This window comes from Streptosporangium fragile (assembly GCF_039534445.1).
GTDB classification, from domain to species: Bacteria; Actinomycetota; Actinomycetes; order Streptosporangiales; family Streptosporangiaceae; genus Streptosporangium; species Streptosporangium fragile.
The window spans coordinates 1-22,997 of the sequence record NZ_BAAAVI010000008.1 but is presented as its reverse complement, the minus strand read 5'-3'; the positions used below and the strand labels follow the sequence as shown (position 1 = coordinate 22,997).

Annotated in this window: 22 protein-coding genes; 16 read left to right on the top strand and 6 right to left on the bottom strand. The window is 70.5% G+C overall.

Features of this window, described 5'->3' with window-relative positions; translation table 11 throughout:
- Window positions 1-153: 153 nt before the first annotated feature.
- The 3 genes from rraA to ABD841_RS07380 are packed head-to-tail and all read right to left on the bottom strand — an operon-like array spanning window position 154 to window position 2,528.
- Entirely contained in the window at window positions 154-624 is a 471-nt protein-coding gene (gene rraA, locus ABD841_RS07390) for a ribonuclease E activity regulator RraA (protein WP_344969151.1), read from the bottom strand.
- Window positions 625-652: 28 nt separating this feature from the next.
- Window positions 653-1,807 carry an MFS transporter gene (locus ABD841_RS07385; RefSeq protein WP_344969150.1) on the bottom strand — a complete coding sequence of 385 codons (1,155 nt, stop codon included), beginning with the start codon at window positions 1,805-1,807 and terminating at the stop codon, window positions 653-655.
- Window positions 1,800-2,528: a GntR family transcriptional regulator gene (locus tag ABD841_RS07380; RefSeq protein ID WP_344969148.1), complete on the bottom strand. Its 729-nt coding sequence runs from the start codon at window positions 2,526-2,528 to the stop codon at window positions 1,800-1,802. The genes ABD841_RS07385 and ABD841_RS07380 overlap by 8 nt, the downstream gene beginning before the upstream one ends.
- Window positions 2,529-2,766: 238 nt before the next feature.
- Between ABD841_RS07380 and ABD841_RS07375 the strand changes: the two genes are divergently transcribed.
- The 15 genes from ABD841_RS07375 to ABD841_RS07305 all read left to right on the top strand — a co-directional run bounded on the left by ABD841_RS07375 (window position 2,767) and on the right by ABD841_RS07305 (window position 19,520).
- Window positions 2,767-3,912 (top strand): ABC transporter substrate-binding protein, encoded by a 1,146-nt coding sequence (locus tag ABD841_RS07375; RefSeq protein ID WP_344969146.1) that lies wholly within the window; start codon window positions 2,767-2,769, stop codon window positions 3,910-3,912.
- Between the two features lie 10 nt (window positions 3,913-3,922).
- Window positions 3,923-5,671, top strand: a complete 1,749-nt coding sequence (locus ABD841_RS07370) for an ABC transporter permease (RefSeq protein ID WP_344969144.1) — start codon at window positions 3,923-3,925, stop codon at window positions 5,669-5,671.
- Window positions 5,664-6,770 carry an ABC transporter ATP-binding protein gene (locus tag ABD841_RS07365; protein ID WP_344969142.1) on the top strand — a complete coding sequence of 369 codons (1,107 nt, stop codon included), beginning with the start codon at window positions 5,664-5,666 and terminating at the stop codon, window positions 6,768-6,770. The genes ABD841_RS07370 and ABD841_RS07365 overlap by 8 nt, the downstream gene beginning before the upstream one ends.
- Window positions 6,771-6,778: 8 nt before the next feature.
- Window positions 6,779-7,852 (top strand): isocitrate/isopropylmalate dehydrogenase family protein, encoded by a 1,074-nt coding sequence (locus ABD841_RS07360; protein ID WP_344969140.1) that lies wholly within the window; start codon window positions 6,779-6,781, stop codon window positions 7,850-7,852.
- On the top strand, window positions 7,849-8,574 hold the full coding sequence (locus ABD841_RS07355) for an aspartate/glutamate racemase family protein (protein ID WP_344969138.1): 726 nt from the start codon (window positions 7,849-7,851) through the stop codon (window positions 8,572-8,574). The genes ABD841_RS07360 and ABD841_RS07355 overlap by 4 nt, the downstream gene beginning before the upstream one ends.
- Entirely contained in the window at window positions 8,571-9,782 is a 1,212-nt protein-coding gene (otnK, locus tag ABD841_RS07350) for a 3-oxo-tetronate kinase (RefSeq protein ID WP_344969136.1), read from the top strand. The genes ABD841_RS07355 and otnK overlap by 4 nt, the downstream gene beginning before the upstream one ends.
- Window positions 9,779-10,384 carry a 3-oxo-tetronate 4-phosphate decarboxylase gene (gene otnC / locus ABD841_RS07345; RefSeq protein WP_344969134.1) on the top strand — a complete coding sequence of 202 codons (606 nt, stop codon included), beginning with the start codon at window positions 9,779-9,781 and terminating at the stop codon, window positions 10,382-10,384. The genes otnK and otnC overlap by 4 nt, the downstream gene beginning before the upstream one ends.
- Window positions 10,381-11,436, top strand: a complete 1,056-nt coding sequence (locus tag ABD841_RS07340; protein ID WP_344969133.1) for an Ldh family oxidoreductase — start codon at window positions 10,381-10,383, stop codon at window positions 11,434-11,436. The genes otnC and ABD841_RS07340 overlap by 4 nt, the downstream gene beginning before the upstream one ends.
- Window positions 11,424-11,729 carry a putative quinol monooxygenase gene (locus ABD841_RS07335; RefSeq protein ID WP_344969131.1) on the top strand — a complete coding sequence of 102 codons (306 nt, stop codon included), beginning with the start codon at window positions 11,424-11,426 and terminating at the stop codon, window positions 11,727-11,729. The genes ABD841_RS07340 and ABD841_RS07335 overlap by 13 nt, the downstream gene beginning before the upstream one ends.
- Entirely contained in the window at window positions 11,726-14,305 is a 2,580-nt protein-coding gene (gene acnA, locus ABD841_RS07330) for an aconitate hydratase AcnA (protein ID WP_425581954.1), read from the top strand. The genes ABD841_RS07335 and acnA overlap by 4 nt, the downstream gene beginning before the upstream one ends.
- 362 nt (window positions 14,306-14,667) lie before the next feature.
- Complete coding sequence (locus ABD841_RS07325; protein ID WP_344969129.1) at window positions 14,668-16,236, top strand: ABC transporter substrate-binding protein; 1,569 nt, start codon at window positions 14,668-14,670, stop codon at window positions 16,234-16,236.
- Window positions 16,224-17,237: an ABC transporter permease gene (locus ABD841_RS07320; RefSeq protein ID WP_344969128.1), complete on the top strand. Its 1,014-nt coding sequence runs from the start codon at window positions 16,224-16,226 to the stop codon at window positions 17,235-17,237. The genes ABD841_RS07325 and ABD841_RS07320 overlap by 13 nt, the downstream gene beginning before the upstream one ends.
- Window positions 17,234-18,085 carry an ABC transporter permease gene (locus ABD841_RS07315; RefSeq protein ID WP_344969126.1) on the top strand — a complete coding sequence of 284 codons (852 nt, stop codon included), beginning with the start codon at window positions 17,234-17,236 and terminating at the stop codon, window positions 18,083-18,085. The genes ABD841_RS07320 and ABD841_RS07315 overlap by 4 nt, the downstream gene beginning before the upstream one ends.
- 8 nt (window positions 18,086-18,093) lie before the next feature.
- The gene (locus tag ABD841_RS07310; RefSeq protein WP_344969125.1) at window positions 18,094-18,900 is read left to right on the top strand and encodes an ATP-binding cassette domain-containing protein; all 807 of its coding nucleotides are present in this window, start codon (window positions 18,094-18,096) and stop codon (window positions 18,898-18,900) included.
- On the top strand, window positions 18,885-19,520 hold the full coding sequence (locus ABD841_RS07305) for an ABC transporter ATP-binding protein (protein ID WP_344969123.1): 636 nt from the start codon (window positions 18,885-18,887) through the stop codon (window positions 19,518-19,520). The genes ABD841_RS07310 and ABD841_RS07305 overlap by 16 nt, the downstream gene beginning before the upstream one ends.
- A 1,138-nt stretch (window positions 19,521-20,658) precedes the next feature.
- On the opposite strand, the gene ABD841_RS07300 is transcribed toward ABD841_RS07305, so the two are convergent.
- Window positions 20,659-21,603, bottom strand: coding sequence for an RICIN domain-containing protein (locus ABD841_RS07300; protein WP_344969402.1), 945 nt, complete (start codon window positions 21,601-21,603; stop codon window positions 20,659-20,661).
- On the opposite strand from ABD841_RS07300, the gene ABD841_RS07295 reads away from it, so the two are divergent.
- Window positions 21,491-21,793 carry an NAD(P)-binding domain-containing protein gene (locus ABD841_RS07295; RefSeq protein ID WP_344969389.1) on the top strand — a complete coding sequence of 101 codons (303 nt, stop codon included), beginning with the start codon at window positions 21,491-21,493 and terminating at the stop codon, window positions 21,791-21,793. The two genes, ABD841_RS07300 and ABD841_RS07295, sit on opposite strands and share 113 nt — an antisense overlap.
- A 15-nt stretch (window positions 21,794-21,808) precedes the next feature.
- On the opposite strand, the gene ABD841_RS07290 is transcribed toward ABD841_RS07295, so the two are convergent.
- The gene (locus ABD841_RS07290) at window positions 21,809-22,279 is read right to left on the bottom strand and encodes a carboxymuconolactone decarboxylase family protein (protein WP_344969121.1); all 471 of its coding nucleotides are present in this window, start codon (window positions 22,277-22,279) and stop codon (window positions 21,809-21,811) included.
- Window positions 22,280-22,503: 224 nt separating this feature from the next.
- On the bottom strand, window positions 22,504-22,997 hold a 494-nt coding region (locus tag ABD841_RS07285; protein ID WP_344969120.1), incomplete at its 5' end, for an MBL fold metallo-hydrolase.

Sequence of the window (22,997 nt, the reverse complement as noted above, 5' to 3'; positions counted from 1 at the left end):
CCCGTGGGAAGGCCCTCGCCGTCATCGGCGGGGGCCTTCCCCACGACCACGGCCTCCCCGGCCTCCACGGCCTCTGCGCCTGCCGAAATGCCGTCGCAGCGGCATCGACCCGCCGGCCGGGTCGCCCCCGAGCCGGAGCGGGCGCCGTGCCCGTCACACCCGGGTCACGAGGATGCCGTCGTCATCGGAGAAGAGTTCGGCGCCGGGACGGAAGGCGACTTCCCCGAAGGTGACCGGGACGTCGCGTTCCCCGGTGCCCTGCTTGCCGCTCTTGCGAGGATTGGAGCCAAGCGCCTTGATGCCCAGGTCCAGCTCGCGCAGTGCCGCGACGTCCCGGACGGCGCCGTTGATCACCACGCCGGCCCAACCGTTCGACGTGGCCATGCCGGCGATGACGTCGCCCATGAGCGCGGTGCGCAGCGAGCCGCCGCCGTCCACGACCAGCACCCGGCCCTCCCCCGGCTCGGCGAGGATCGACTTGAGCAGTGCGTTGTCCTCGTGACAGCGGACGGTCACGATGGGCCCGGCGAAGGCGCGGCGGCCGCCGTACTGGCGCAGCTGCAGGTCGCAGGAGTCGAGCTGGTCGCCGCGCTCGTCGTACAGGTCGGCGGTGACGATGGTCATGGTGGGGCCCCTTTCCACGGAAGGACTGCTACGGATCGACGGGAAGCCGCCGGGCGGCCACGCCGGCCCAGCCGAGGCTGAGCGCGGTCACGAACAGGACGCCGCCGGTGCCGAAGCCGGCTGCCATGAGGCCGGCCACGCCCGGGATGACGAGCTGGCCGGTGCGGTTGCCGACCAGGCGCAGCGACATGGCGCGGCCGCGCATGCCCGCGGGCGCGGACTCGGCCAGCCACGACATCGTCAGCGGCTGGCCCACGCCGAGGCCGAAGCCCACGACGAGGAGCAGCACGGCCAGCAGCCACAGGGGCATGGGCACCGGGGTGAGCAGCATGCCGACGGCCGCGCCCAGCGTGCTGACGACCAGCAGCCGGCGCCGGCCCACCGCGCGGGCCAGACGGCCGAGGAAGAACCGCGAGGTCATGGACGCGAGGCCGCGGAGCGTGAGCAGGAGTCCCACGGCGCTCGCGGTCAGGCCCAGCTCGGCGCCGAGCGCGGGCAGGTAGGTCAGGGTGATGTCGACCGCGGCCAGCACCACGCAGCTGGTCAGCAGGGCGTGCGCGAGGCCGGGCAGGCGCAGCAGCGTCCGCAGGTCGCCGCCTTCCGCTTCGGCGCGGCCGGGCGGGTGGTTCGGGAGCAGGAACGACAGTGCCAGGAGCAGCAGGGCCAGGCCGCACGAGGCGGCGAAGATGCGGCCGGTGTCGGGGATGGCGCCGTGGCCGCCGAACGCGGCGATCAGCAGCGGGCCCGCGGCCTGGCCGAGGGAGGCGGCGAAGGTGTAGTGGCCGAACGCGGTGTCGTGGCGGCCGCGTTCGGTGGTGTTGGCGACCAGCGCCTGCTGGGCGATGACGCTGCCCAGGTGACCGGTGCCGAGCAGGATCCCGGCCGCGACCAGCCCGGGGACGGTGTGGCCGAGCGTGGCGAAGGCGACGGCGGACGCGGCGAGCAGGAGCGCCCCCGCCACGGCCATGCGGCGCTCGCCGTAGCGGTCGGCGGCGTGCCCGGCGGGCAGGGCGAGCAGCAGCGGCGCGAGGGCGAAACTGGCGCCGAGCACGCCGAGCCAGGCGGGGGGCACGTCGAGCTCGATCGCGCGGTAGGACATGGTGGGGCGCAGCACGAAGGTGATGATCTGGGTGCCGGCGGAGTGGACGGGCAGGACGGCGTGCCGATGCCAGGGGTCAGGCATCTGCCTCGCCCTCGTCGGCGGAGTCTGATCCGGTGGAGCCCGGTTCGGTGTGGTGCTTGCGCAGCCGCCAGGCGGCCTGGGCGCCGAGGCTGGTGTCGATGTGCTCGCGCATGACGGCCGCGGCCGATTCCGCGTCGCCCGCGATCACGTACTCCAGCAGGGCCTCGTGTTCGGCGGCCTTGCGGTCGCGGGCCGCCTGGCCGCGCTCGACCTCCAGGGCGAGGCGGCGGTAGCGGTCGGCTTTGTCCCACAGGCCGTCGAGGGTCTGGATGAGCAGGTCGTTGTGCGAGGCGGAGTAGAGGGCCGTGTGGAACCTGCGGTGGGCGACGAGCTGCTCGTACGCGGGGTTGCCGGGCAGCGGTTTGAGGCCTTCGTGGGCGGCGCGCATGGCGGCGATGTCGGCCCTGGTGCGGCGTTCGGCGGCCAGCGCGACGGCGAGCGGGTCGAGGCTGCGGCGCAGCTCCAGCAGGTCGCGGGCCTCTTCGGCGGCCAGGGGCGCGACCCGGGCGTCGCGGTGGGCGTCGAGCTCGACCAGCCCCTCGCTCTTGAGCCGGCGCAGCGCCTCGCGCAGCGGCGTGGTGCTGATGCCGATCTCCCGGGCCAGCTGGGCCTGCGCGATGACGGAGCCGGGGAGCAGCGTCCCGGACAGGATCAGCTCCTTGACGCGCAGATAGGCGAAGTCCGCCTTGGTGGTGTAGAGCTCGGCCGCTGATTCGCTCATCGTCGTCCTGTCTCGTCGGTGACCGTTATAACCTACACCGCCGCCCCGACTTGTCCACAAGAGTCCTGTCCAAGTATGGCACCGGGGCTTACCACCCGATGACCGCTATAAGCCATCAGGATGTCTCATGGCGTTACATTCCAGAAACAGGGGGTTGACGTCATAGGTTATAACGAAGCAGAGTGTGCGGCATCACAGGCGGCGGCTGGTCGGCCTCGCCTGGTCTAGGAGGAAGCACATGACCACCTTCCACCCCCCTTTCCGCGCTCTCGGCGCCGCCGTACTCGCGTTCGGCCTGCTCGCGGCATGCGGCGGCGGTGGCGAGACGCCGAAAGAACCGCCGCCGAACCAGATCGCGACGGGTCAGGCCCCGCCGTACTACCCGGCCGAGTACGCCCGGCTCATGGAGACGTCCAAGAAGGAGGGCGGCACCCTCACCATCTACTCCAACACCGACCAGGAGAACTGGGCGCCGATCTTCCGCGACTTCCAGAAGAAGTACCCCTGGGTGACGAAGATCGCGGCCAACAACCTCGACAGCGACGAGGTGTTCCAGCGGGTGCTCAGCGAACAGGCCACCGGCGGCTCACCGGCCGACCTGGTGGTGTCGAACGCCGCCCAGGCGTGGGCCGACTTCGCCGCCCGGCCGGGCACGCTGACGGAGTACGCCTCGCCGGAGAAGGACAAGCTGCCGGACTTCGGCGAGCTGCTGCCCAACGTGTACGCGATGTCGGTCGACCCGTTGTCGATCGCGTACAACACCTCGCTGCTGCCCGAGAAGCCGACCGGCCTGAAGAGCCTGGCGGCGATCCTGGCCAAGGACCCCGCCCAGTACAAGAGCAAGATCACCACGCGGGACGTGGGCGGCGCGTTCGGCTTCACCGTCTCGCACGCCTTCGCCGACGCCCGCCCGGACTCCTGGACCTCGTTGCAGTCGGTGCTGCCGCTGGCCAGGCCGGAGACCTCCTCCGGCACCCAGCTGGAGAAGATCACCTCGGGCGAGTACGTGGCCGGCTTCTTCGTCAGCGCCGCCCCGGCCTACCCGGTGGTCGCCAAGAGCGGCGGCCTGCTGGCGATCTCGTTCCTCGACGACGGCACCGTGGCTCTGCCGCGCGGCATCGGCATCGCCGCCAGGGCGCCGCACCCGGCGACGTCCAAGCTGTTCGTGGACTTCGTCCTGTCGCAGGAGGGCCAGCGGGCGGTGGCCGAGGGCGGCCTGACCTCCTACCGCGACGACGTGCCGGCCGCCGACGGACTGCACACCTACCAGGAACTGGTGAAGGCGGTGGGGGAGGCCAACGTGATCGTCGCGAAGTACGAGAAGGTCCCCGACGCCGAGGTCAAGTCCTTCACCGACAAGTGGAACGGCCTGCTCGGCCGCTGAGAGGAACGCGATGACCACCCTGTCCCCGCCGCGTCCACCGGCGCATCCGCCGCCGCGCTACCGCCGGCCACTGGGGCTGGCCAGGGAGAGCTGGCTGCAGTACGGCGTGCTGCTCCTGCTGGCCGTCCTGGTGCTGGCGCCGGTGGTGCCGACGCTGTACCAGTCCTTCCTCGACCGGCCCCTGTACGAGGCGGGCGGCGTCCTCGGCGCCGACAACTACGTGCGGCTGTTCACCGAGGCGGGGTTCGGCCGGGTCGTGCTCAACACGGCGCTGTTCGCGGGGCTGACCACCGTGCTCAGCCTGCTCATCGCGGTGCCGATGGCCGTGGTCGTGGTACGCACCAGGCTGCCCGGCGGGCGCGTGTTCGCCGCCGCCATGCAGTGGCCGTTCTTCATCTCCTCGCTGATCCTCGGCTTCGGCTGGATCACCATGTACGGCCCGGCCGGCTTCGTCAGCGTCGAGGTGCGCCGCCTGCTCGGCTTCCTGCCGTGGAACCTGTACTCCATCCCCGGCATGGCACTCACCGAGGCCGTGGCGCTGGCGCCCATCGTCTACACCTTCTGCGCGAACGCGCTGCGCCAGAGCGACGCCTCATTGGAGGCCGCCGCGCAGGTGTGCGGTGCGGGCCCGCTGCGCATCCTGCGCTCGGTGGTCCTGCCGCTGCTGCGCCCGCCGGTCGTCTACAGCTCGATCCTGGTGATCAGCATGTCGGTGGAGACGCTGAGCGTGCCGCTGCTGTTCGGCCGGCCGGTCGGCATCGACGTGTTCTCGACGTTCCTCTACCGCAACGGCCTGCAGTCCATCAACCCCGACTACGGCGTGCTCGGTGCGGCCTCGGCGATCATCCTGGCGGTGACCGTCAGCCTGGTCGCGCTGCAGGCCAAGCTGTTGAGGAACGCCCAGCGGTTCGTGTCCGTACGCGGCAAGGCCACCCGGCCGCGCCCGCTGGACCTGGGCCGGCTGAAGTGGATCAGCGTGACGGCCATCGCGTTCTATGTGGTGATGGGCGCCCTGGTCCCGATCGGCGGGCTGGTGTTCCGCTCGTTCACGCAGGTGTTCACGCCGCTGCAGTCGCCGTTCAAGACCCTCACCGGCGACAACTACGAGCGGATCTTCACCTACCCGGTGTACGTGCAGTCGATCGTCAACAGCCTGCTGGTGGCCGCGATCGGCGCGGTCCTGGTCAGCGTCCTGTCGCTGACGGCGGTGATGGTGGCCAGGCGCTCGACCTTCCGTTTCGCCCGCGCGGTGGAGTACCTGGCGCTCGCCCCGCAGGCGATGCCCGGCATCATCGTCGGCATCGGCCTGTTCTGGGCACTGGCCTTCGCGCCCTTCGGGCTGGGGACGCTGATCCAGGGCACGCTGTGGGCACTGATCATCGGGTTCGGGCTGCGCGCGCTGCCCAGTGCCTTCGGCTCCATCTCGCCGTCGGTCATGCAGATCGGGCGCGAGCTGGACAACGCCGCCCGGGTGTCGGGAGCCGACTGGGTGCGTACGTTCACCCGCATTCTCGCGGCGCTGCTGCGGCCGGCCTTCGCCGGAGCGCTGATCCTGACGTTCGTGACACTGCTCAAGGAGTACTCGCCCGCGGTCTTCCTGGCCTCGGCCGACTCCAACATCATCGGCACGACCATGCTCGAACTGTGGGTGCAGGGCAACACCGGCTCCGTGGCCGCACTGGCCAGCCTGCAGATCGCCATCACGGCGACCTTCGTCGGGCTCGCCGGCCTACTACTGAAGGGGCGCACAGATGCCTGAAGTCAAGGTCGCCAACCTGGCCAAGCGATTCGGGGACAACGCCGTCCTGCACGACATCACCTTCACCATCGGCGACGGCGAGTTCTTCACCCTGCTCGGCCCCAGCGGTTGCGGCAAGTCCACCACCCTGGCCTGCATCGCCGGCCTGGAACGGCCCACCGGCGGCAGCATCGCCGTCGGGACCGCCACCTTCGTCGACGCCGGCACGTTCGTGCCGCCCGAGGGACGCAACCTCGGCATGGTGTTCCAGTCGTACGCGCTGTGGCCGCACATGACCGTCGCCCAGAACCTCGCCATGCCGCTCAAAATCCGCAAGGTCGACCGGCGCGAACAGGACACGCTCATCGCCGAGACCCTGGGCAGGGTCGGCCTGGTCGAGCTGAAGGACCGCTACCCGCACCAGCTCTCCGGCGGCCAGCAGCAGCGCGTCGCGCTCGCCCGCGCCCTGGTCTACTCGCCCAGCGTGCTGCTGCTGGACGAGCCGCTGTCCAACCTGGACGCCAAGCTGCGCGACCAGGCCCGCGCCTGGCTCAAGCGGCTGCAGACCGAACTGGGCATCACCACCGTGTACGTCACCCACGACCAGGACGAGGCCCTGGCCCTCAGCGACCGCATCGCGGTGATGTCCAAGGGCGACATGGTGCAGATCGGCACCCCGCAGGAGATCTACGAAACCCCCGCGACCGCCGAGGTGGCCGCATTCGTCGGCCGGTGCAACTTCCTCACCGGCACCACGACCGGCCCCGGCGAGGTGCGGCTCGACTGCACCGGCAAGAACATCAGCGCCCCGGCCGCCACCACCGCGGGCCAGCGGGTCACCGTGGCGATCCGTCCCGAACGGCTGGAGATCCTCCCCTCCGGCCACACCGCGCCCGCAGACCTCAACGTGCTCACCGCCGAGGTGCTGACCTCCTCCTACGTCGGCTCCCGCCACGAGTACGACCTGCGCCTCGGCGACCACGTCGTCCAGGCCGAGACCACCCGACCCGGGCTGACCGGCGAGGTCACGCTCGCCGTCGAGCCCGCCGCCTGCCTGCTCTACCCGACCACCGACGCCCTGCCCAAGGACGTCGAAGCGCTCGTCACCATCGCACAGTGAGGATTTCCGTGACCTCTTCCTACCGTCTTGGCGTACTCGAAGGCGACGGCATCGGCCCCGAGATCGTTCCCGCGTCCGTGCTGGTCGTGGACGCGGCGCTGGCCGCCGCCGGAGCCGCCCCCGTCGAGTGGGTGGACCTGCCCCTGGGTGCCTCGGCCATCGGCACACACGGCGACGCCGTGCCGGAATCGACGCTGACCGCCCTCGAAGGGCTGGACGCGTGGCTGCTCGGCCCGCACGACAGCGCCGCCTACCCCGAGCCGCACCGCTCCAGGCTCAACCCCAGCGGCACCATCCGCAAGCACTTCGACCTGTTCGCCAACATCCGCCCCGCCAAGGCGTTCGAGGGCGCCGACGCCGTGGTTCCCGGCACCGACCTGGTGATCGTCCGCGAGAACACCCAGGGCTTCTACGCCGACCGCAGCACCTACAAGGGCACCGGCGAGTTCATGCCCACCCCCGACGTGGCCATCGCCATGGGCATCATCACCCGCCAGGCGGTCGAGCGGATCGCCGTCGAGGCGTTCGAGCTGGCCTCCCGCAGGCGCGGCAGGGTCACCATCGTGCACAAGGCGAACGTGCTGAAGCTGACCACCGGCCTGTTCCGCGACGTCTGCCACGAGGTCGCCGCCCACTACCCGCAGGTGAGCGTGGACGACTTCCACATCGACGCGATGACCGTGCACCTGGTGCGGCGGGCGAACGACTTCGACGTCATCGTCACCGAGAACATGTTCGGCGACATTCTGTCGGACCTGGCCGGCGAGATCGCCGGATCGCTCGGCATCGCCCCGTCCATCAACGCATCCCACGAGCGCGCCATGGCCCAGGCCGCCCACGGCTCGGCTCCCGACATCGCCGGACGCGACCTCGCCAACCCGATCGCGATGGTCCTGTCCAGCGCCATGCTGCTCGACTGGCTCGGCGCCCGCCACCAGGACCCTCTCCTGGCCGAGGCCGCCGCGCTCATCGAGACCGCGGTCGCCGACACCGTGGGGGCCGGGACCCGCACCCGTGACATGGGCGGCACGGCCGGCACCCGCGCGTTCGCCGAGGCCGTCGCCGCCGCGGTGAAGCGATGAGAGTCGCGGTCGTCAACGCCACCCCCGCCTCCATCCGGCCCGCCAGCGACGGGCTGGCGGAAGGCTTCCCCGAGGCCAGCCCCTGGCACCTCCTGGACGACCGGCTCGTCACCGAGGCCGACGCGGTGGGCGGCATGACGCCCGCGCTGACGCGCCGCATGCTCGCGCTCATCGACTACGCCGTCCGTGGCGGCGCGGACGCCGTGCTGCTGTCCTGCTCCATGTACGGGCCCGCCGCCGAGCTGGCCCGCCGGCTGCACGACGTGCCGGTGACCGGCTCGGACGAGGCGATGTTCGCCGAGGTCGCCCGGCACCGGCCCGGCGGCGTCCTCGTGCTCGGCTCGCTCGACTCGGCGGCTGCCGACTCCGCCCGGCGGCTGAAGAAGGTGGCGCACGGCGTCGAGGTGCGGGCCGTCGCCGCGCCAGGCGCCGCCGCCGCTGCCACCGCCCAGGACTGGCCGGACCTGACGGACGCGCTCGCGCGGGCCGCCCAGCCGCTCCTTGAGGAGGTCCAGCTCGTCCTGCTCGGGCAGTACTCGATCAGCCCGGTGCACGCCGAGCTGGCCGCTCGGCTCGGCCTGCCGGTGCTGAGCCCGCCGCTGGCGGCGGCCACGGCGTTGCGCGAGGCTCTCACGTCCTCACGCGAGACGCTCACGGCCACGTCCGCACGCGAGGCGCCGGCACTCACGGCGGCCACAGCTTCGCGCGGGGCGCCGGCATGAGCCCGCTGCTCGGTTGCGTGGCCGACGACTACACCGGCGGCACCGATGTCGCCGCCGCCTACCGGCGATCGGGGCTGCGCACCGTCCTGCTCTTCGGCGCGCCACCACCAGGAACGACCGTCCCGGACTGCGACGCCGTCATCGTGGCGCTCAAGACCCGCTCGATCCCGCCCCGGGAAGCGGTCGCCGCGTCGCGCACCGTCCAGGACTGGCTGGCCGGCCAGGGCGTCCGGCAGCTCTACTTCAAGTACTGCTCCACCTTCGACTCCACCGACCAGGGCAACATCGGCCCGGTCGCCGACGCGCTGGCCGAGGCGGGCGGGGCCGGTCTGACCGTGGTGTGCCCGGCCTCGCCCGAGCACGGCCGCACCGTCTACCAGGGGCACCTGTTCGTCGGCGACCGGCCGCTGGCGGAGTCGCCGATGCGGCACCACCCGCTCACCCCCATGACCGACTCCGACCTGGTCCGCGTTCTCGGCCGGCAGACCCCGCACCGCGTCGGGCTCGTCCCGCTGCACACGGTCGAGCGCGGCCCCGTCGCCGTGCGGTCGGCGCTGGAGGAGCTGGCGGCAGGCGGCGTCCGCCACGCCGTGACCGACGCCGTCACCGACAGCCACCTGGACACCATCGCCCGCGCCGCCGCCCACCTCCCGGTGATCACGGGGGCCGCGGGACTGGCCCGCGCCACCGGTGCCCTCGCCGGCCTCGACGGCTCGGCCGGCCTGCCCGAGCTGCCGCCCGGCCCCTCCGTGGTCCTCGCGGGCAGTTGCTCGGCGGCCACCCTGGAACAGGTGGCGCACGCCCGCGCACACATGCCCGCGCATTACCTGCAAGCTCATGACGGCGCGCCCGCCGAAGCCCTCGACTGGCTGAAGACCCACCTCGCGCGCGAGGACCGCGTGATGATCTACTCCTCCGCTCCACCCGAGCGGCGTTCACCCGGCGCGGCCCCGTTCCTGGAGCAGACGCTGGCCGCCGTCGCGGCCCGCGCCGCCGAGCTGGGCGCACGCCGCATCGTCGTGGCCGGCGGCGAGACCTCCGGCGCCGTGGTGAACGCCCTCGGCGTGACCGGCGCGGTCGTCGGCGCGGAGGCGGACCGCGGCGTGCCGTGGCTGCTCACCACCGGCCACCCGCCGCTGGCCCTGTTGCTCAAATCCGGCAACTTCGGCCGGCCCGACCTCCTCGTACGAGCAACGGAAACACCATGACCGACCTGCCACAGCGGCTCGCCGAGCTGGGCGCGTCCCTGTTCGACCGGCGGCTCACCCACGGCCGCACCGGCAACCTCAGCGCGCGCACCGGCGACGGCTTCCTCATCACGCCCACTGGCGGCTCTCTCCGCTCCCTCGGCGAACTGTCGCTGGTCAGCCTGACAGGGAAGCACCTGGACGGCCCGAAGCCGTCGAAGGAGGCGTTCCTGCACGCCGCCCTCTACCGCGCCCGCCCGGACGCCGGCGCCGTGGTTCACCTGCACAGCACGTACGCCGTGGCCGTCTCCTGCCACGACGGTCTCGACCCCGACGATGTGCTCCCGCCGCTGACCGCCTACTACGTGATGCGCGTCGGGCGGCTGCCGCTGCTGCCCTACCACGCTCCCGGGGATCCGGCCCTGGGGCCGATCGCCGAGCGGGCCGCCCGCACCGCGCACGCCCTGCTGCTGGCCAACCACGGCCCGATCGTCGCCGGCCCCGATCTCCCCGCCGCCGCCGACGCCATCGAGGAACTGGAGGAGACGGCGCGGCTGTGGCTGCTGCTGCGCGACCGCCCCACCCGGCCGCTCACCCCCGACCAGGTCAGGAGCCTGTCATGATCCCACCGTCCGAACTGGTCTCCTTCGGGGTCGCGGTCCTGACCTCGCTCGGCGTCCCCGGGCCCGACGCCCGGCTGGTGGCCGACAGCCTGGTCACGGCCGACGCGTGGGGGCACCCCTCGCACGGCATGCTGCGCCTGGAGTGGTACGCCGACCGGCTGCGCTCCGGCGCCATGCGCGCGGTGACCGACGTGGCCACCGTGATCGACGGAGGCGCCGTCGCCGTCCTCGACGGCCGCGACGGCGTGGGCCAGGTCGTCACCGCGTACGCGGCCCGCGACGCCGTGCGCCGGGCGGGCGAGCACGGCGCCGGCGTGGTGGCCGTCCGCAACAGCAACCATTTCGGCACCGCCGCCTACTTCACCCGCATGATCGCCGCCGAGGGCTGCGTCGCCCTGCTGACCACCAACGGCAGCCCCGCCATGGCGCCGTGGGGCGGCAGGGAGAAGAGCGTGGGCGCCAACCCCTGGTCCGTCGCGGTGCCCGGTGGCCGGCGCGGCCCGGTCGTGCTCGACATCGCCAACACCACGGTCGCCCGGGGCAAGATCTACGCCGCCCTGGAGCGCGGGCAGCCCATCCCCAAGGGCTGGGCCCAGTCGCCGGACGGCAGCCCCGCCACCGACCCCCGGCAGGCCATCGACGGGCTCATCCTGCCCATGGCCGGGCACAAGGGGTACGGCATCTCGTTCATGATGGACGTGCTGTCCGGCGTGCTGACCGGCAGCTCGTACGCCACCGACGTGGCAGGCCCGTACGTCCCCGACCGCCGCAGCGGCTGCGGCCACCTGCTGCTCGCCCTGCGTCTCGACGCCGTGGCCGACCCCGCCGACTACGCCCGCCGGCTCGACGACCTCATCGACCGCACCAAGGCCGTCCCGCTCGCGCCCGGCTTCGACGAGATCTTCTACCCCGGCGAGATCGAAGACCGAAACGCCGCCGAAACCGCCCGCACCGGTGTGCGCCTGCCCGGCAGGACCCTGCGCGGCCTCGAACGCCTCGCCCAGGCGTGCGCGCTCCCGCGGCCCGGCTGGATGAGCACATGTTCGTCGTGATCGTCCATCTTCAGGTACGGCCCGGCCGCCTCGGCGCCTTCCTCCGCGGCATCGAGGCCAACGCCCACGCCACCCGGCAGGAGCCCGGCTGCCTCCGCTTCGACGTGCTGCGCCGTGACGACGACCCGCACCGGTTCATCCTGTACGAGATCTACCGGGACCGGTCGGCCTTCTTCACCGAGCACCGCGCCGCGCCGCACTACGCCGCCTGGCGGCAGGTCGCCGAGGAGTGCGTGACCGAGCACCGCAACACCTTCTGCCACCCCGTCTCGCTGCAAGGGCAGGACTCGTGACCGACTACCTCACGGTGGGCTCCCGCCGCTACCGTATCCACCGCGTCGACGCCCCCGCCCGGCTGCCGTACAGCCTGCGCATCATGCTGGAGAACCTGCTGCGCCACGGCGCGCCCGCCGAACAGGTGCGGGCCCTGACCGGATGGCGGCCGCGCGCCGACCGCACCGTGGCCGTGGACCTGCACCCCGCGCGCGTGTTCCTGCACGACACCAACGGCGTGCCCGCGCTCGTCGACTTGGCCGCCATGCGCGACGCCATGGCGGAGCTCGGTGGCGACCCCGGCCGGGTCAACCCGGCCATCCCCGCCGAGCTGGTCGTCGACCACTCGATCATCGCCGACGTCTTCGGCCGCCCGGACGCCCTGGCGCGCAACGCCGAGCTGGAGTACGAGCGCAACGCCGAGCGCTACCGCTTCCTGCGCTGGGGCCAGGCGTCGCTGCGCGGCTTCACCGTGGTGCCGCCGGGCAAGGGCATCATGCACCAGATCAACGTGGAGTATCTGGCGCGCGTGGTGATGTGCCAGGACGGGCAGGCGTACCCGGACCTGTGCCTGGGCACCGACTCGCACACCACCATGGTCAACGGGCTCGGCACGCTCGGCTGGGGCATCGGCGGCATCGAGGCCGAGGCGGCCATGCTCGGCCAGTCGGTGTCCATCCTCGTCCCCGACGTGGTGGGGGTGCGCCTGCACGGCGGGCTCCCGGTCGCCGCCACCGCGACCGACCTCGTGCTGACCCTCACCGAGATGCTGCGCGCGCACGGCGTGGTCGGCAAGATCGTCGAGTTCCACGGGCCGGGCGTCACCGCGCTGCCCGTCACCGACCGGGTGACGATCTCCAACATGAGCCCCGAGTTCGGCTCCACCGCCGCCCTGTTCCCCGTCGACGCCGAGACCATCCGCTACCTGCGCTTCACCGGCCGCTCCCCCGACCACGCCGACCTGGTCGAGGTCTACGCCAGGGCACAGGGGCTGTGGCACGATCCCGACGCGCCGCCCTCCTACACCGCCGACCTCGACCTCGACCTGGCCGCCGTCGTCCCGTCCGTCGCCGGCCCCCGCCGGCCGCAGGACCGCATGCCCCTGGAGGGGGTGAAGGCCGCCTTCCGCGCGCAGGGCCATCCGCCCGCGCGGGCGCGGCTGGCCGGCAGCGGCCAGGAGATCGGGCACGGTGCCGTCGCCATCGCCGCCATCACTTCCTGTACCAACACCTCCAACCCCTCCGTCATGGTCGCGGCCGGGCTTCTCGCCAAGAAGGCCGCCGAGCGCGGCCTGCGCGCCAAGCCCTGGGTGAAGACGACTCTGTCGCCCGGCTCCCGCGTCGTCATGGACTACTACGCCGAGGCCGGCCTGACCTCGTCCCTGGAGCGGCTCGGCTTCACCCTGGCCGGGTTCGGCTGCATGACCTGCATCGGCGCGTCCGGGCCGCTCATCGACGAGGTGTCGAAGGCGGTGGCCGAGCACGGCCTGGACGTCGCCGCCGTCCTGTCCGGCAACCGCAACTTCGAGGGCCGGATCCAGCCCGAGGTCCGTTCCAACTACCTCGCCTCCCCGCCGCTCGTCGTCGCCTACGCCATCGCCGGCACCGTGGACCTGGACCTCACCAGCGAGCCCCTCGGCACCGACCCCGAAGGGCGCCCCGTCTACCTGCGCGACCTCTGGCCCACCCCCGGCGAGGTGGGCGCCGTCATCGACGGGGTGATCCGCCCGGAGATGTTCACCCGCGCGTACGCCGACGTCCTCGACGGCGACGAACGCTGGCAGCGCCTGGGCCTCCCGGGCTCGGCCACCTACCCCTGGGACCCCGCCTCCACCTACGTGCGCCGCGCCCCCTACCTCGACGGCATGTCACCCGAGCCGCCGCCCGTCGCCGACATCACCGGCGCCCGCGTCCTGGTCATGCTGGGCGACTTCATCACCACCGACCACATCTCGCCGGCCGGCGCCATCCTCCCGTCCAGTCCGGCCGGGCGCTATCTCACCGGGCTGGGCGTGCCCCGCCACCAGCTCAACACCTACGCCTCCCGGCGGGGCAACCACGAGGTCATGATGCGCGGCGCCTTCGCCAACGTCCGCCTGCGCAACCGGCTCGCCCCCGGCACCGAGGGCGGTCTCACCCCGAACTTCCTGGACGGCGACCGCGTCACCAGCGTGTACGAGGCCGCCCGCGCCTACCAGGCCGCCTCGGTGCCCGCCGTCGTACTGGCCGGAGAGGGCTACGGCGCCGGCTCCTCCCGCGACTGGGCCGCGAAAGGGCCCGCGCTGCTCGGCGTGAAGGCCGTCATCGCCACGTCGTTCGAACGCATCCACCGCTCGAACCTCGTCGGCATGGGCATCCTCCCGTTGCAGTTCCTCCCCGGCCAGGGCCCCGGCGAACTCGGCCTGACCGGCCGCGAGACCATCACCGTCACCGGGCTCGCCGCACTCGACGGACCGGACCTTCCGCCGACGCTGACCGTGACCGCCGACGACATCACCTTCCAGGCCCGCCTCCGCCTCGACACCCCGCGCGAGGCCGCCTACTACCGGCACGGCGGCATCATGCCCTACGTCCTGCGCCACCTGCTCCTGCGCTGAGGGGATTTTCCGCAGCGCCCGGCGCCCCGCTCTCATCGAGGTGCCCGGCCGGACAACGTGCGCACCCACTTCCCGGACCGCTCGTAGGCATCGGCTGCGGCCGGGAACATCGCGTCCCGCAAAGGGTCAGGTCACCGTGACTCTCTGTGCCGGCGGGGAGGTTCACATGGGTATCGTGCCGTCAACGCGGGCGGTTTGCAACCGATAACCGTTTTCATTAGCCTGCTCGTCGTCGCTGCCTCTCGGCAACGAAGTTCAGTCGCACCATCGAGAGTTGAGGTCGCCCTGTGCCCAGTAGACGTTTTCCAGGATCCGGTGGGTTCAGGCGTGCGGCGGTCGCAGCGGCCGTCGTTCTTTCGTCGATGGCCACCGGCTGCGCTGCGGGGAACAGCGGCGCCGCGGGGGCGGGGGCACGCGGGACCGAGCTGGTGATCGCTGTGGGCGACATCGCGGGGGGCGAGTTCGACCCCCTCAAGGGGTGGGGCTCGCGGCCGGCGCAGATCCGGCCGATTCACAGCTCGCTTCTCGCGATCGATTCCAAGGTGAACTTCGTCGATGATCTCGCCTCGAAGTACTCGGTGAGCGAGGACGCGCTGGTGTGGAGCTTCACGGTGCGGGACAACGCGCGCTGGTCGACTGGCGAGCCGGTGACGGCACAGGATGTGGCGTTCACCTACGAGCTGCTGAAGAAGGACGGCACCCGGTTCGATCTGAGCTTCGTCGACAAGATCGTCGCTGTCGACGACTCGCACGTCGAATTCCGCCTCAGCGAGCCCCGGTCGACTTTCGTCAGCGAGCTGTCGGAGATCCCGATTCTTCCGAAGGCCCACTACGGCCCGGACTACTCGAGCGATCCGATCGGCTCGGGCCCGTACCGGGTCAAGGACTTCCAGGACGGGCAGCAGGTGATCCTGGAGCCGAACCCGTACTGGTACGGGGACACGGTGAAGTTCACCAAGCTGACCTTCCTGTTCCTGGCCGAGGACGCCGCACTCGCCGCCGCGAAGTCCGGGTCGGTCGACATCGCCTACGTGCCGCCGGCGTTCGCGGACCAGAAGATCCCCGGCATGACGCTGCAGAGCTTCGAGACAGTGGATTCGCGCGGTCTCACACTGCCGACGCTCCCGGCAGGCAACTCCGGGAAGATCCGCGGCAACGACGTCAAGGTCGGGAACGACGTCACCTCCGATCCGGCGGTCCGCCGGGCCCTGAACATCGGCCTGGACCGTGAGGGGATCGTCGAGCTCGTCCTGCAGGGCCATGGACGACCGGCCTACACCCTGGTCGACGGCCTGCCGTGGTTCAACGAGGAGACCGTCTTCGAGGACGGGCGGACGGACGACGCCAAGCAGATCCTGGAAAAGGGAGGCTGGGCGGACTCCGACGGCGACGGGATCGTGGAGAAGGACGGCGCCAAGGCGCAGTTCACGCTGCTCTACCCCTCGGACGACCAGCTGCGCAGCGACCTCGCTCTCGTCGTGGCCGACCAGGCCCGCAAGCTGGGGATCGAGATCACGGCCAAGGGGACGACCTGGGACGGGATCTATCTGGACGGCAAGGCGAACGCGGTCACGTGGGGCGGCGGCCGTCATCACGCCCACCAGCTCTTCGGGATGTACTCGTCCAAGACGATCGACACTGGCTACAACAACATGCCGCAGTACTCGAATGCGGCCGTGGACAAGCACCTCTCCGCGGGGCTCGCGGCGACGACACCGGAGGAGGCCAACAAGTCCTGGAAGCTGGCGCAGTGGGATGGTAAGTCCGGGTTCGCCGGGGAGAACGGCGACGCTCCGATCGTGTGGCTGGTGAGGATCGACCACCTGTATCTGGTGCGGGACGGCCTCGACCTGGGCGATCAGCCGATTCAGGGCCACGGCCACGAGTGGGCGCTGTTCAACACGATCGCGGACTGGAAATGGAGCGGCTGAAATCGCGGAGCGCCCGCACCGGCACGGCCGGGCTCGTCCGGAGCGTCACGATCCGCGTCCTGCGGTTCGCGACGCTCCTGATCGGCGTGTCGGTGCTGGCCTTCGCGCTCGTCCTCAACTCCCCGGTCGACCCGATCCAGGCGTACATCGGCGCTGACGTGAACGTCACCGACGAGCAGCTCGCACGTCTGCGCGAGTACTGGGGTCTCGACGGATCCCCGATCGAGCAGTACTCCGCTTGGGCGCGCGCGATGCTCGAGGGCGACCTCGGTGTGTCGACGCTCTACAAGGCGCCGGTCTCCGCTGTGATCGGTGAACGGTTCTGGGCATCGGTCGCGCTCATGGGCGTGGCGTGGGTGCTTTCCGGTGTCCTCGGCTACTGCCTCGGCGTGATCGCCGCGTTCCACCGGGGCCGGCTCGCCGACCGGATCATCACCGGCTACAGCTACGTGCTCTCGTCGACGCCGACGTTCTGGCTCGGCATCATCTTCCTCGTGGCGTTCGCCGTCCGGCTCGGCTGGTTCCCGGTCGGACTCGCCGGCCCCCATGGCGTTCCGGCCGACGAGGTGACCTTCGCGCAGCGCCTGCACCATTTCGCGCTCCCCGCCGCCACGCTCTCGCTGATCGGAGTCGCGAACATCGCCATGCACACCCGGGAGAGGATGACCGACGTCCTGCACAGCGACTACGTCGTCTTCGCCCGGGCCCGCGGCGAGCGGGGCGGCTCCCTCTTCCGGAACCACGGCCTCCGCAACTCGATCGTCCCGGCGGTCACGCTGCAGTTTGCCTACTTCGCGGAACTGTTCGGCGGATCCGTCCTCGCCGAGACGGTCTTCTCCTATCCGGGACTCGGGTCGACGCTGACGGCCTCGGCGCTCGGCGGAGACGTCCCGCTGCTGCTGGGGATCGTCCTGATCAGCTCCGCGTTCGTGTTCGCGGGAAACCTGATCGCAGACCTGATCAACGCAGCGATCGATCCTCGTGTCAGGAACCGGCTATGAGCACCACCGCGCACCCCGCGATCCCCGCCGAACCACGCCGACGCGGCTCGCTGATCCGATCACTCGTTCTCACGGGCGCGCTCGTCCTCGCCATCGTCCTGGGAAGCGTGCTCTCGGACGGCTCGGCACTGACCTCCGACATCGGATCGCGGCTGCTCGCGCCGAGTCCCGAGCACCCCTTCGGCACGGACCACCTGGGACGCGACATGCTCACCCGCGTGGTCAAGGGTCTCGCCCTCTCGCTCGCCATCGGAGTGGCAACCGCGCTGCTCAGCACCGCGATCTCGGCAGTGCTCGGCATCGCGGCCGCCTTGTCGGCCCGGTGGTTCGACAACGCCATCTCGTGGGCGATCGATCTGTTCATCGGCATCCCGCACCTCATCTTCATGATCCTGATCGCCTTCACCGTCGGCGGCGGGATCCCCGGCATCATGCTGGGCATCGCCACCACACACTGGATGGCGCTCGCACTGCTCGTCCGGGCCGACACGAAACAACTCCGGGACGCCGACTTCGTCAAAGTGTCACGAGGCCTCGGCAAATCCCCCCTGTTCATCGCCTCCAGGCACATTCTCCCGCTCGCGTGGCCTCAGCTGATGGTCGGCTTCGTGCTCATGTTCCCGCACGTGGTGCTGCACGAGGCGGCGCTCACTTTCCTCGGCTTCGGATTCTCCCCGCAGACACCCGCGATCGGCATCCTCCTCTCCGAAGGCATGCCCCACATCCTCAGCGGGAAATGGTGGCTTGCCGTGTTCCCCGGTCTCGCGCTTCTCCTGGTCGTCCTCTGCTTCGCCCGCCTCGGGGACCGACTGCGCGCCCGGCTCGATCCGCGAACCGCGAACGGATGACAACCGACATGACACCTCCCCTGCTGTCCCTCGAAAACCTCTCCGTCGGCTTCACCCGGTACGCGGGCGCCACACGCGCACGCACGGTGACCGGTGTGACGTCGCTCAGCCTCGACATCGCCCCGGGAGAGATCCTCGCCGTGATCGGAGCGAGCGGATCGGGCAAGACCCTCCTCGCGCAGGCGATACTCGGAATCCTCCCCGCCAACGCGACCGTCTCCGGGCGCATCCTGTTCGACGGGACGCTCCTCGACGAGCGCAGGCTCCGGACGCTGCGCGGCAGCGAGATCTCCTACATCCCCCAGTCCGTGAACAACCTCGATCCGCTGATGACCGTCGGCAGGCAGGTCCGTATCGGACTCGACCCCCGGACGGCCCATGAACAACAGCGAGCGCTGTTCTCCCGGTACGGGCTGGCGGACGACGTGGGACGGCGGTACCCGTTCCAGCTGTCCGGCGGGATGCTGCGCCGCGTGCTCTTCGCCACCAGCGTCCGCGACACGGTCCGCCTGGTCATCGCCGACGAGCCGACACCCGGGCTGCACGCAGACGCCGTCGCCGAGATCCTGGGCCACCTGCGCGAGCTATCGGAAGGCGGTGCCTCCGTCCTTCTCATAACGCACGACATCTTCGCCGCGATCGCCGTCTCCCGGAGGGTCGCCGTCATGCACGCAGGCCGGCTCCTCACCGTGGAAGCGGCATCCGGCTTCACCGGCCACGGCGACGACCTGCGACACCCGTTCGCACGCGCTCTCTGGCGTGCCCTGCCGCAGAACGAGTTCTCCCCGGAAGGTGAACAATGGCACTCATCGTGAGGGACCTCACCTTCGCCTACCCCGGCGGAGAACCGCTCTACAAGGCTGCGAACCTCCGAATCGAGTCCGGGACCGTAGTCGGCCTCACCGGCCCGAGCGGCACGGGAAAATCGACCCTGGGCGCCCTCATCGCCGGCGACCTCCGACCCCGGTCCGGGGAAATCCTCGTCGACGGCCTCCCGCTGCCGCGCCGGGGTTTCAGGCCGGTCCAGCTCATCCACCAGCACCCGGAACACGCGGTGAACCCCCGGTGGCGAATGCGATCGGTACTCGGCGAATCCCATCGCCCCTCGCCGGAGACGCTCGAGCGAGTCGGAATCCGTCGTGAATGGCTCGACCGCTGGCCCGAGGAGCTGTCCGGCGGCGAACTACAGCGGTTCTGCATCGCCCGAGCCCTCCGGGCCGACACCCGATACATCGTCGCCGACGAGATGACGACCATGTTCGATGCCATCACTCAGGCTCAGATCTGGCACATGCTCATCGACATCGTTCGCGACCGCGAACTCGGGCTGCTCGTCATCAGCCACGAACAGGCCCTGCTCGACCGCATCTGCGACGAACAGCTACCGGTCGACCGACTCCAGAACCCGCACACGTTGTCACCGGAGAAGTCATGAAACCCTCATTCCTCCGCGAGGGCGTACAGAGTCGCACCTGTCGGATCAACCTCGATCTTCCGTGATGGTGGTCGGGTCGCGTAGCGACCCGACCAGGCCTGCCGTTAACGAAGCTGTCACGAAGTACATTCGAGGGTTGTTAACCCTGGTCAGCATGCTGTTCGGCTGGCTACTTCCAGATCTTGAGCGGTTTCCGGTGCGTGTTCGGTCGCATGCGGTAAGTATTGGTCCGGATCTCGGGGGTTCGTCTGCGGTGTCTGGCTGCTCTGCTGTCGGCCACCCCACGCCATACGGAACTGTGCAGTTGCGGCGCGATCGCCGACTGGATCTGACCGGCCCGTCGGCGCCTCAACCGGCCGAAGGGCAGGGGTGAGGCGCCGGCGAGGTAACTCCGCAATAGCTCGTGCGTCCACCTCACCGGGAGCGCGTGAGCAGTGGCTGCCCGGTCCGGCCCGGGACCGGCGACCTATGAAGAAGTTTTTTGGCAGTGAAGGCCCTCGGCCACGCCTGCTTCATAGACCTTGACCCCGGAACAGCGCAACTTTCCTCGGAGGTCGTGACCGTCGCCTCAGAAAACATGCCTGTGGGCGAGCATTCGTGCCCTGTCGCTCCAAATCGGGTCCAGCCGAGGTACGGGCAATTCCGGCCAAGATCAAAATTTAATGCCCTGAGCTGGGCGGATGTTAGTCATGCAGTCCGGCTGATCTGCGTGAGACTGTCCGACACGCATTATCTCCGCTCACCGACACGTATTCAGAACGAGAGCGACTATCTCACGGGACGGGCCACCGGAGCCCATCCATCAATCGCACGGCCGACGTGGACGCCCTCGCGGCACATCTCCAGGAGTTCGGTGAGGGTCCGGCATTTTCACGAACCCTTCAGGCGACGCGATGAACTACAAGAACGTTGACTCTCGCCCGAGCGGACGGCCGAACGCAAGAAGGCCGTCTAGTCAGTTTCGGCTGATCAGACGGCCTCCGCCCAGCGCGGCCGAGAAAACTCATACCCCTGACCTTCTGCTCCCCAGGGCAGGGAGCAGCAGCGTCGTCGGCTGCCTCCTTTGCCGACTCGATCCTGATCACCATCTTCGTCGCCGTGGCCGCGCATCCGGATCTGTCTGCGAGCAGCGGGTCTCCTATATGGGCTTGGCCCCGAACAACCACAATTGGTTGGTGGAGGTCGGGTTCGGACCCGTGAGCACCAGCGGCGAGCCCGCAGTGGTGGAGTCCACGGCCAGCACCATGCTCGTAGGCACGGACACGATCCAGTACCCCCGGCTCGCCTGAGGGGGCTGCCGGATGTGGAAGGCTATATTGATGTCCATTGGGTCGAAGTCGCCCTGCACCACCCGCGGTTCGGGATCGTGGACGGCCTTCAACGCCTTTCCGGAATGTTCGGCGATCATGCAGTAGATGGCCTCTCCATGAACGGCGTTGCCGGGCTTGAACGTGAATCGCTGGTTGGCCCCAAGCGTGAAATCCCACAGTATGGCGCGGGCACCGTTTTCGGTGGACGCGCCCTCGATGTCGATCCCCTTGTGGGCATTCAGGAGGCTCACGTAAGCGGGAGTAGGAAAGTCCATAGGATCCTCTCGAACCGTTGGCGGGGGCGGCGACGCCGTTTGTCTGTTATAAAACTTGATCGCGGGCAAAAATCCACCCCCCAGCCGTGGCCACATCTGGACAGGGCTTCGGGCCTCCGCCATTTGGTCCATCGGCGGTGTCACCGGCCCCATCCGCGACGGACGCATCCACGCCATCTTCGGCATCCTCAACCCCGACAAGCTGTCCAGCGTCGACCCGGCGAGCACGGCATGACCGCTGTCGGGCGGTCTTCCCGAGCCGAGCCGGCGACCATTCCTTCGACCCGAATCCGACACGAAAGGGATCACCATGACGACGACAACAGCGACGACTGACAACCCCACCACCGCGGCGAGCCGGGTCACCGTGCTCGGTCTGGGTGCCATGGGATCGGCGATCGCCAGAACGTTCGTCGACCGCGGATATCGCACGACGGTCTGGAACCGGACCACGAGCAAGAGCGCGCCGCTGGCCGACGCCGGTGCCACGGCGGCCACGGAGGCTGTGGCGGCCAGCCCGCTCGTCGTGGTCTGCCTGCTCGACGGCGCAGCGGTCGACGAAGTGCCGGCCTCGGTACCTGGGAGACGTCCCATTCGGCCGCGCCGGACGGCCTGGTCAGGTCGTCCTCGCCAAGGGTGGACACCAGTCCGGCCAGCCGGTCGTACTCGGTGCGCAGGGCGGCGATGACTGCCTCGGGGCTGCTCATATGCTCTCCCGTTTTGGTGAGGGGTGTACGTGGTCATGGGCGAGGTGGGCCGGAGCCGGGCGTGTGGGAGGCTCGGTCGCCGTGGCGTGGACGGTTTCCATGGCCTGGGAGGCCCGGGGATAGCCGAGGTAGGAGGCCAGGAGCGTCATGAGGGCGGTGAGGGCGTCGTCGCCGAGCCCGTGCTCGCGGGCCAGCCTCAGGTGGGTGAGGAGACGGTCGCCGGAGACGCCCTGGGCGACCAGGGCGGTGAGGACGGCGATGCTGCGGTCGCGTCCGGTGAGGGCGGGGTGCGACCAGGCAGCGCCCCCGGCGGCCTGCAACGCCTCCTCGGTGAACCCCGTTCCCACCCGCGCGGCGAACACGGCGGGCATCTCCTGCTCGGGAGCACCGAAAATCCTCGCATAGGCCACGATCCCCCGCTCCCGCCGCCCTTCTTGCTCCCATCCGGCCACCTCGGGACCACTCACCTCCCCGCCGCCCGCGAGCGGCCCGCTCGCGACCGGCCCGCTCGCGTCGCGGCCATCCGCGTCCCGGCCGTCCGCGTCCCGGCCGCACGTGTCCTGCGCGCTCGTCTCCCCCGCTCTCGCTTCGCCGCCTCCCGCCTCGCGGCCTTCCACGTTGCGGCGGTCTGTTTCCCCGTTGCCCGGGGTGGACGAATCCGGTGAGGTGGGGTTTGTGTTGGAGCGGCCGGTCATCGGTGCGCGCCGGCGTAGATGGCGCGGGCGGCGAAGCCGATCCACTCGGGGCGTTCCCAGGTGGTCCAGCGGGCGCGGGCGTCCTTGTCGATCCGGGCGGCCGTCTCGTCGGCGGAGGCGCCGGCCGCGCGCAGCCGGAAGACCTCCCCGTACACGTAGTCGAGGTAGTCGCGGACGTCGCGGATCAGCGAGGTGCCGCCCACCTCGCCGTGGCCGGGCACGACGATCTCCGGGGCGTGGGCGATCAGGTCGTCGAGGACGCCGATCCAGCCGCCGCAGTCCACGTCCACGTCGTGAGGCGGGAAGTACGGCGCGATCGGGAAGATCCGGGTCTCGATGAGATCGCCGCCGAACAGCACCCGGTCGTCGATGACGATGACCTGGTCGGAGCCCGTGTGCGCCGGCCCGACGGCCCGCAGCGCCGCCCTGCGTCCCCCCAGGTCGATCTCGGCCTCGCCCTCGTAGACCAGGTCGGGATCGACGAGTTCGA

Coding starts and splice junctions, on each gene's coding strand:
- rraA (WP_344969151.1), bottom strand. CDS start 624: ATGACCATCGTCACCGCCGACCTGTACGACGAGCGCGGCGACCAGCTC.
- ABD841_RS07385 (WP_344969150.1), bottom strand. CDS start 1,807: ATGCCTGACCCCTGGCATCGGCACGCCGTCCTGCCCGTCCACTCCGCC.
- ABD841_RS07380 (WP_344969148.1), bottom strand. CDS start 2,528: ATGAGCGAATCAGCGGCCGAGCTCTACACCACCAAGGCGGACTTCGCC.
- ABD841_RS07375 (WP_344969146.1), top strand. CDS start 2,767: ATGACCACCTTCCACCCCCCTTTCCGCGCTCTCGGCGCCGCCGTACTC.
- ABD841_RS07370 (WP_344969144.1), top strand. CDS start 3,923: ATGACCACCCTGTCCCCGCCGCGTCCACCGGCGCATCCGCCGCCGCGC.
- ABD841_RS07365 (WP_344969142.1), top strand. CDS start 5,664: ATGCCTGAAGTCAAGGTCGCCAACCTGGCCAAGCGATTCGGGGACAAC.
- ABD841_RS07355 (WP_344969138.1), top strand. CDS start 7,849: ATGAGAGTCGCGGTCGTCAACGCCACCCCCGCCTCCATCCGGCCCGCC.
- otnK (WP_344969136.1), top strand. CDS start 8,571: ATGAGCCCGCTGCTCGGTTGCGTGGCCGACGACTACACCGGCGGCACC.
- otnC (WP_344969134.1), top strand. CDS start 9,779: ATGACCGACCTGCCACAGCGGCTCGCCGAGCTGGGCGCGTCCCTGTTC.
- ABD841_RS07340 (WP_344969133.1), top strand. CDS start 10,381: ATGATCCCACCGTCCGAACTGGTCTCCTTCGGGGTCGCGGTCCTGACC.
- ABD841_RS07335 (WP_344969131.1), top strand. CDS start 11,424: ATGTTCGTCGTGATCGTCCATCTTCAGGTACGGCCCGGCCGCCTCGGC.
- ABD841_RS07325 (WP_344969129.1), top strand. CDS start 14,668: ATGGCCACCGGCTGCGCTGCGGGGAACAGCGGCGCCGCGGGGGCGGGG.
- ABD841_RS07320 (WP_344969128.1), top strand. CDS start 16,224: ATGGAGCGGCTGAAATCGCGGAGCGCCCGCACCGGCACGGCCGGGCTC.
- ABD841_RS07315 (WP_344969126.1), top strand. CDS start 17,234: ATGAGCACCACCGCGCACCCCGCGATCCCCGCCGAACCACGCCGACGC.
- ABD841_RS07310 (WP_344969125.1), top strand. CDS start 18,094: ATGACACCTCCCCTGCTGTCCCTCGAAAACCTCTCCGTCGGCTTCACC.
- ABD841_RS07305 (WP_344969123.1), top strand. CDS start 18,885: ATGGCACTCATCGTGAGGGACCTCACCTTCGCCTACCCCGGCGGAGAA.
- ABD841_RS07295 (WP_344969389.1), top strand. CDS start 21,491: ATGGGATCGGCGATCGCCAGAACGTTCGTCGACCGCGGATATCGCACG.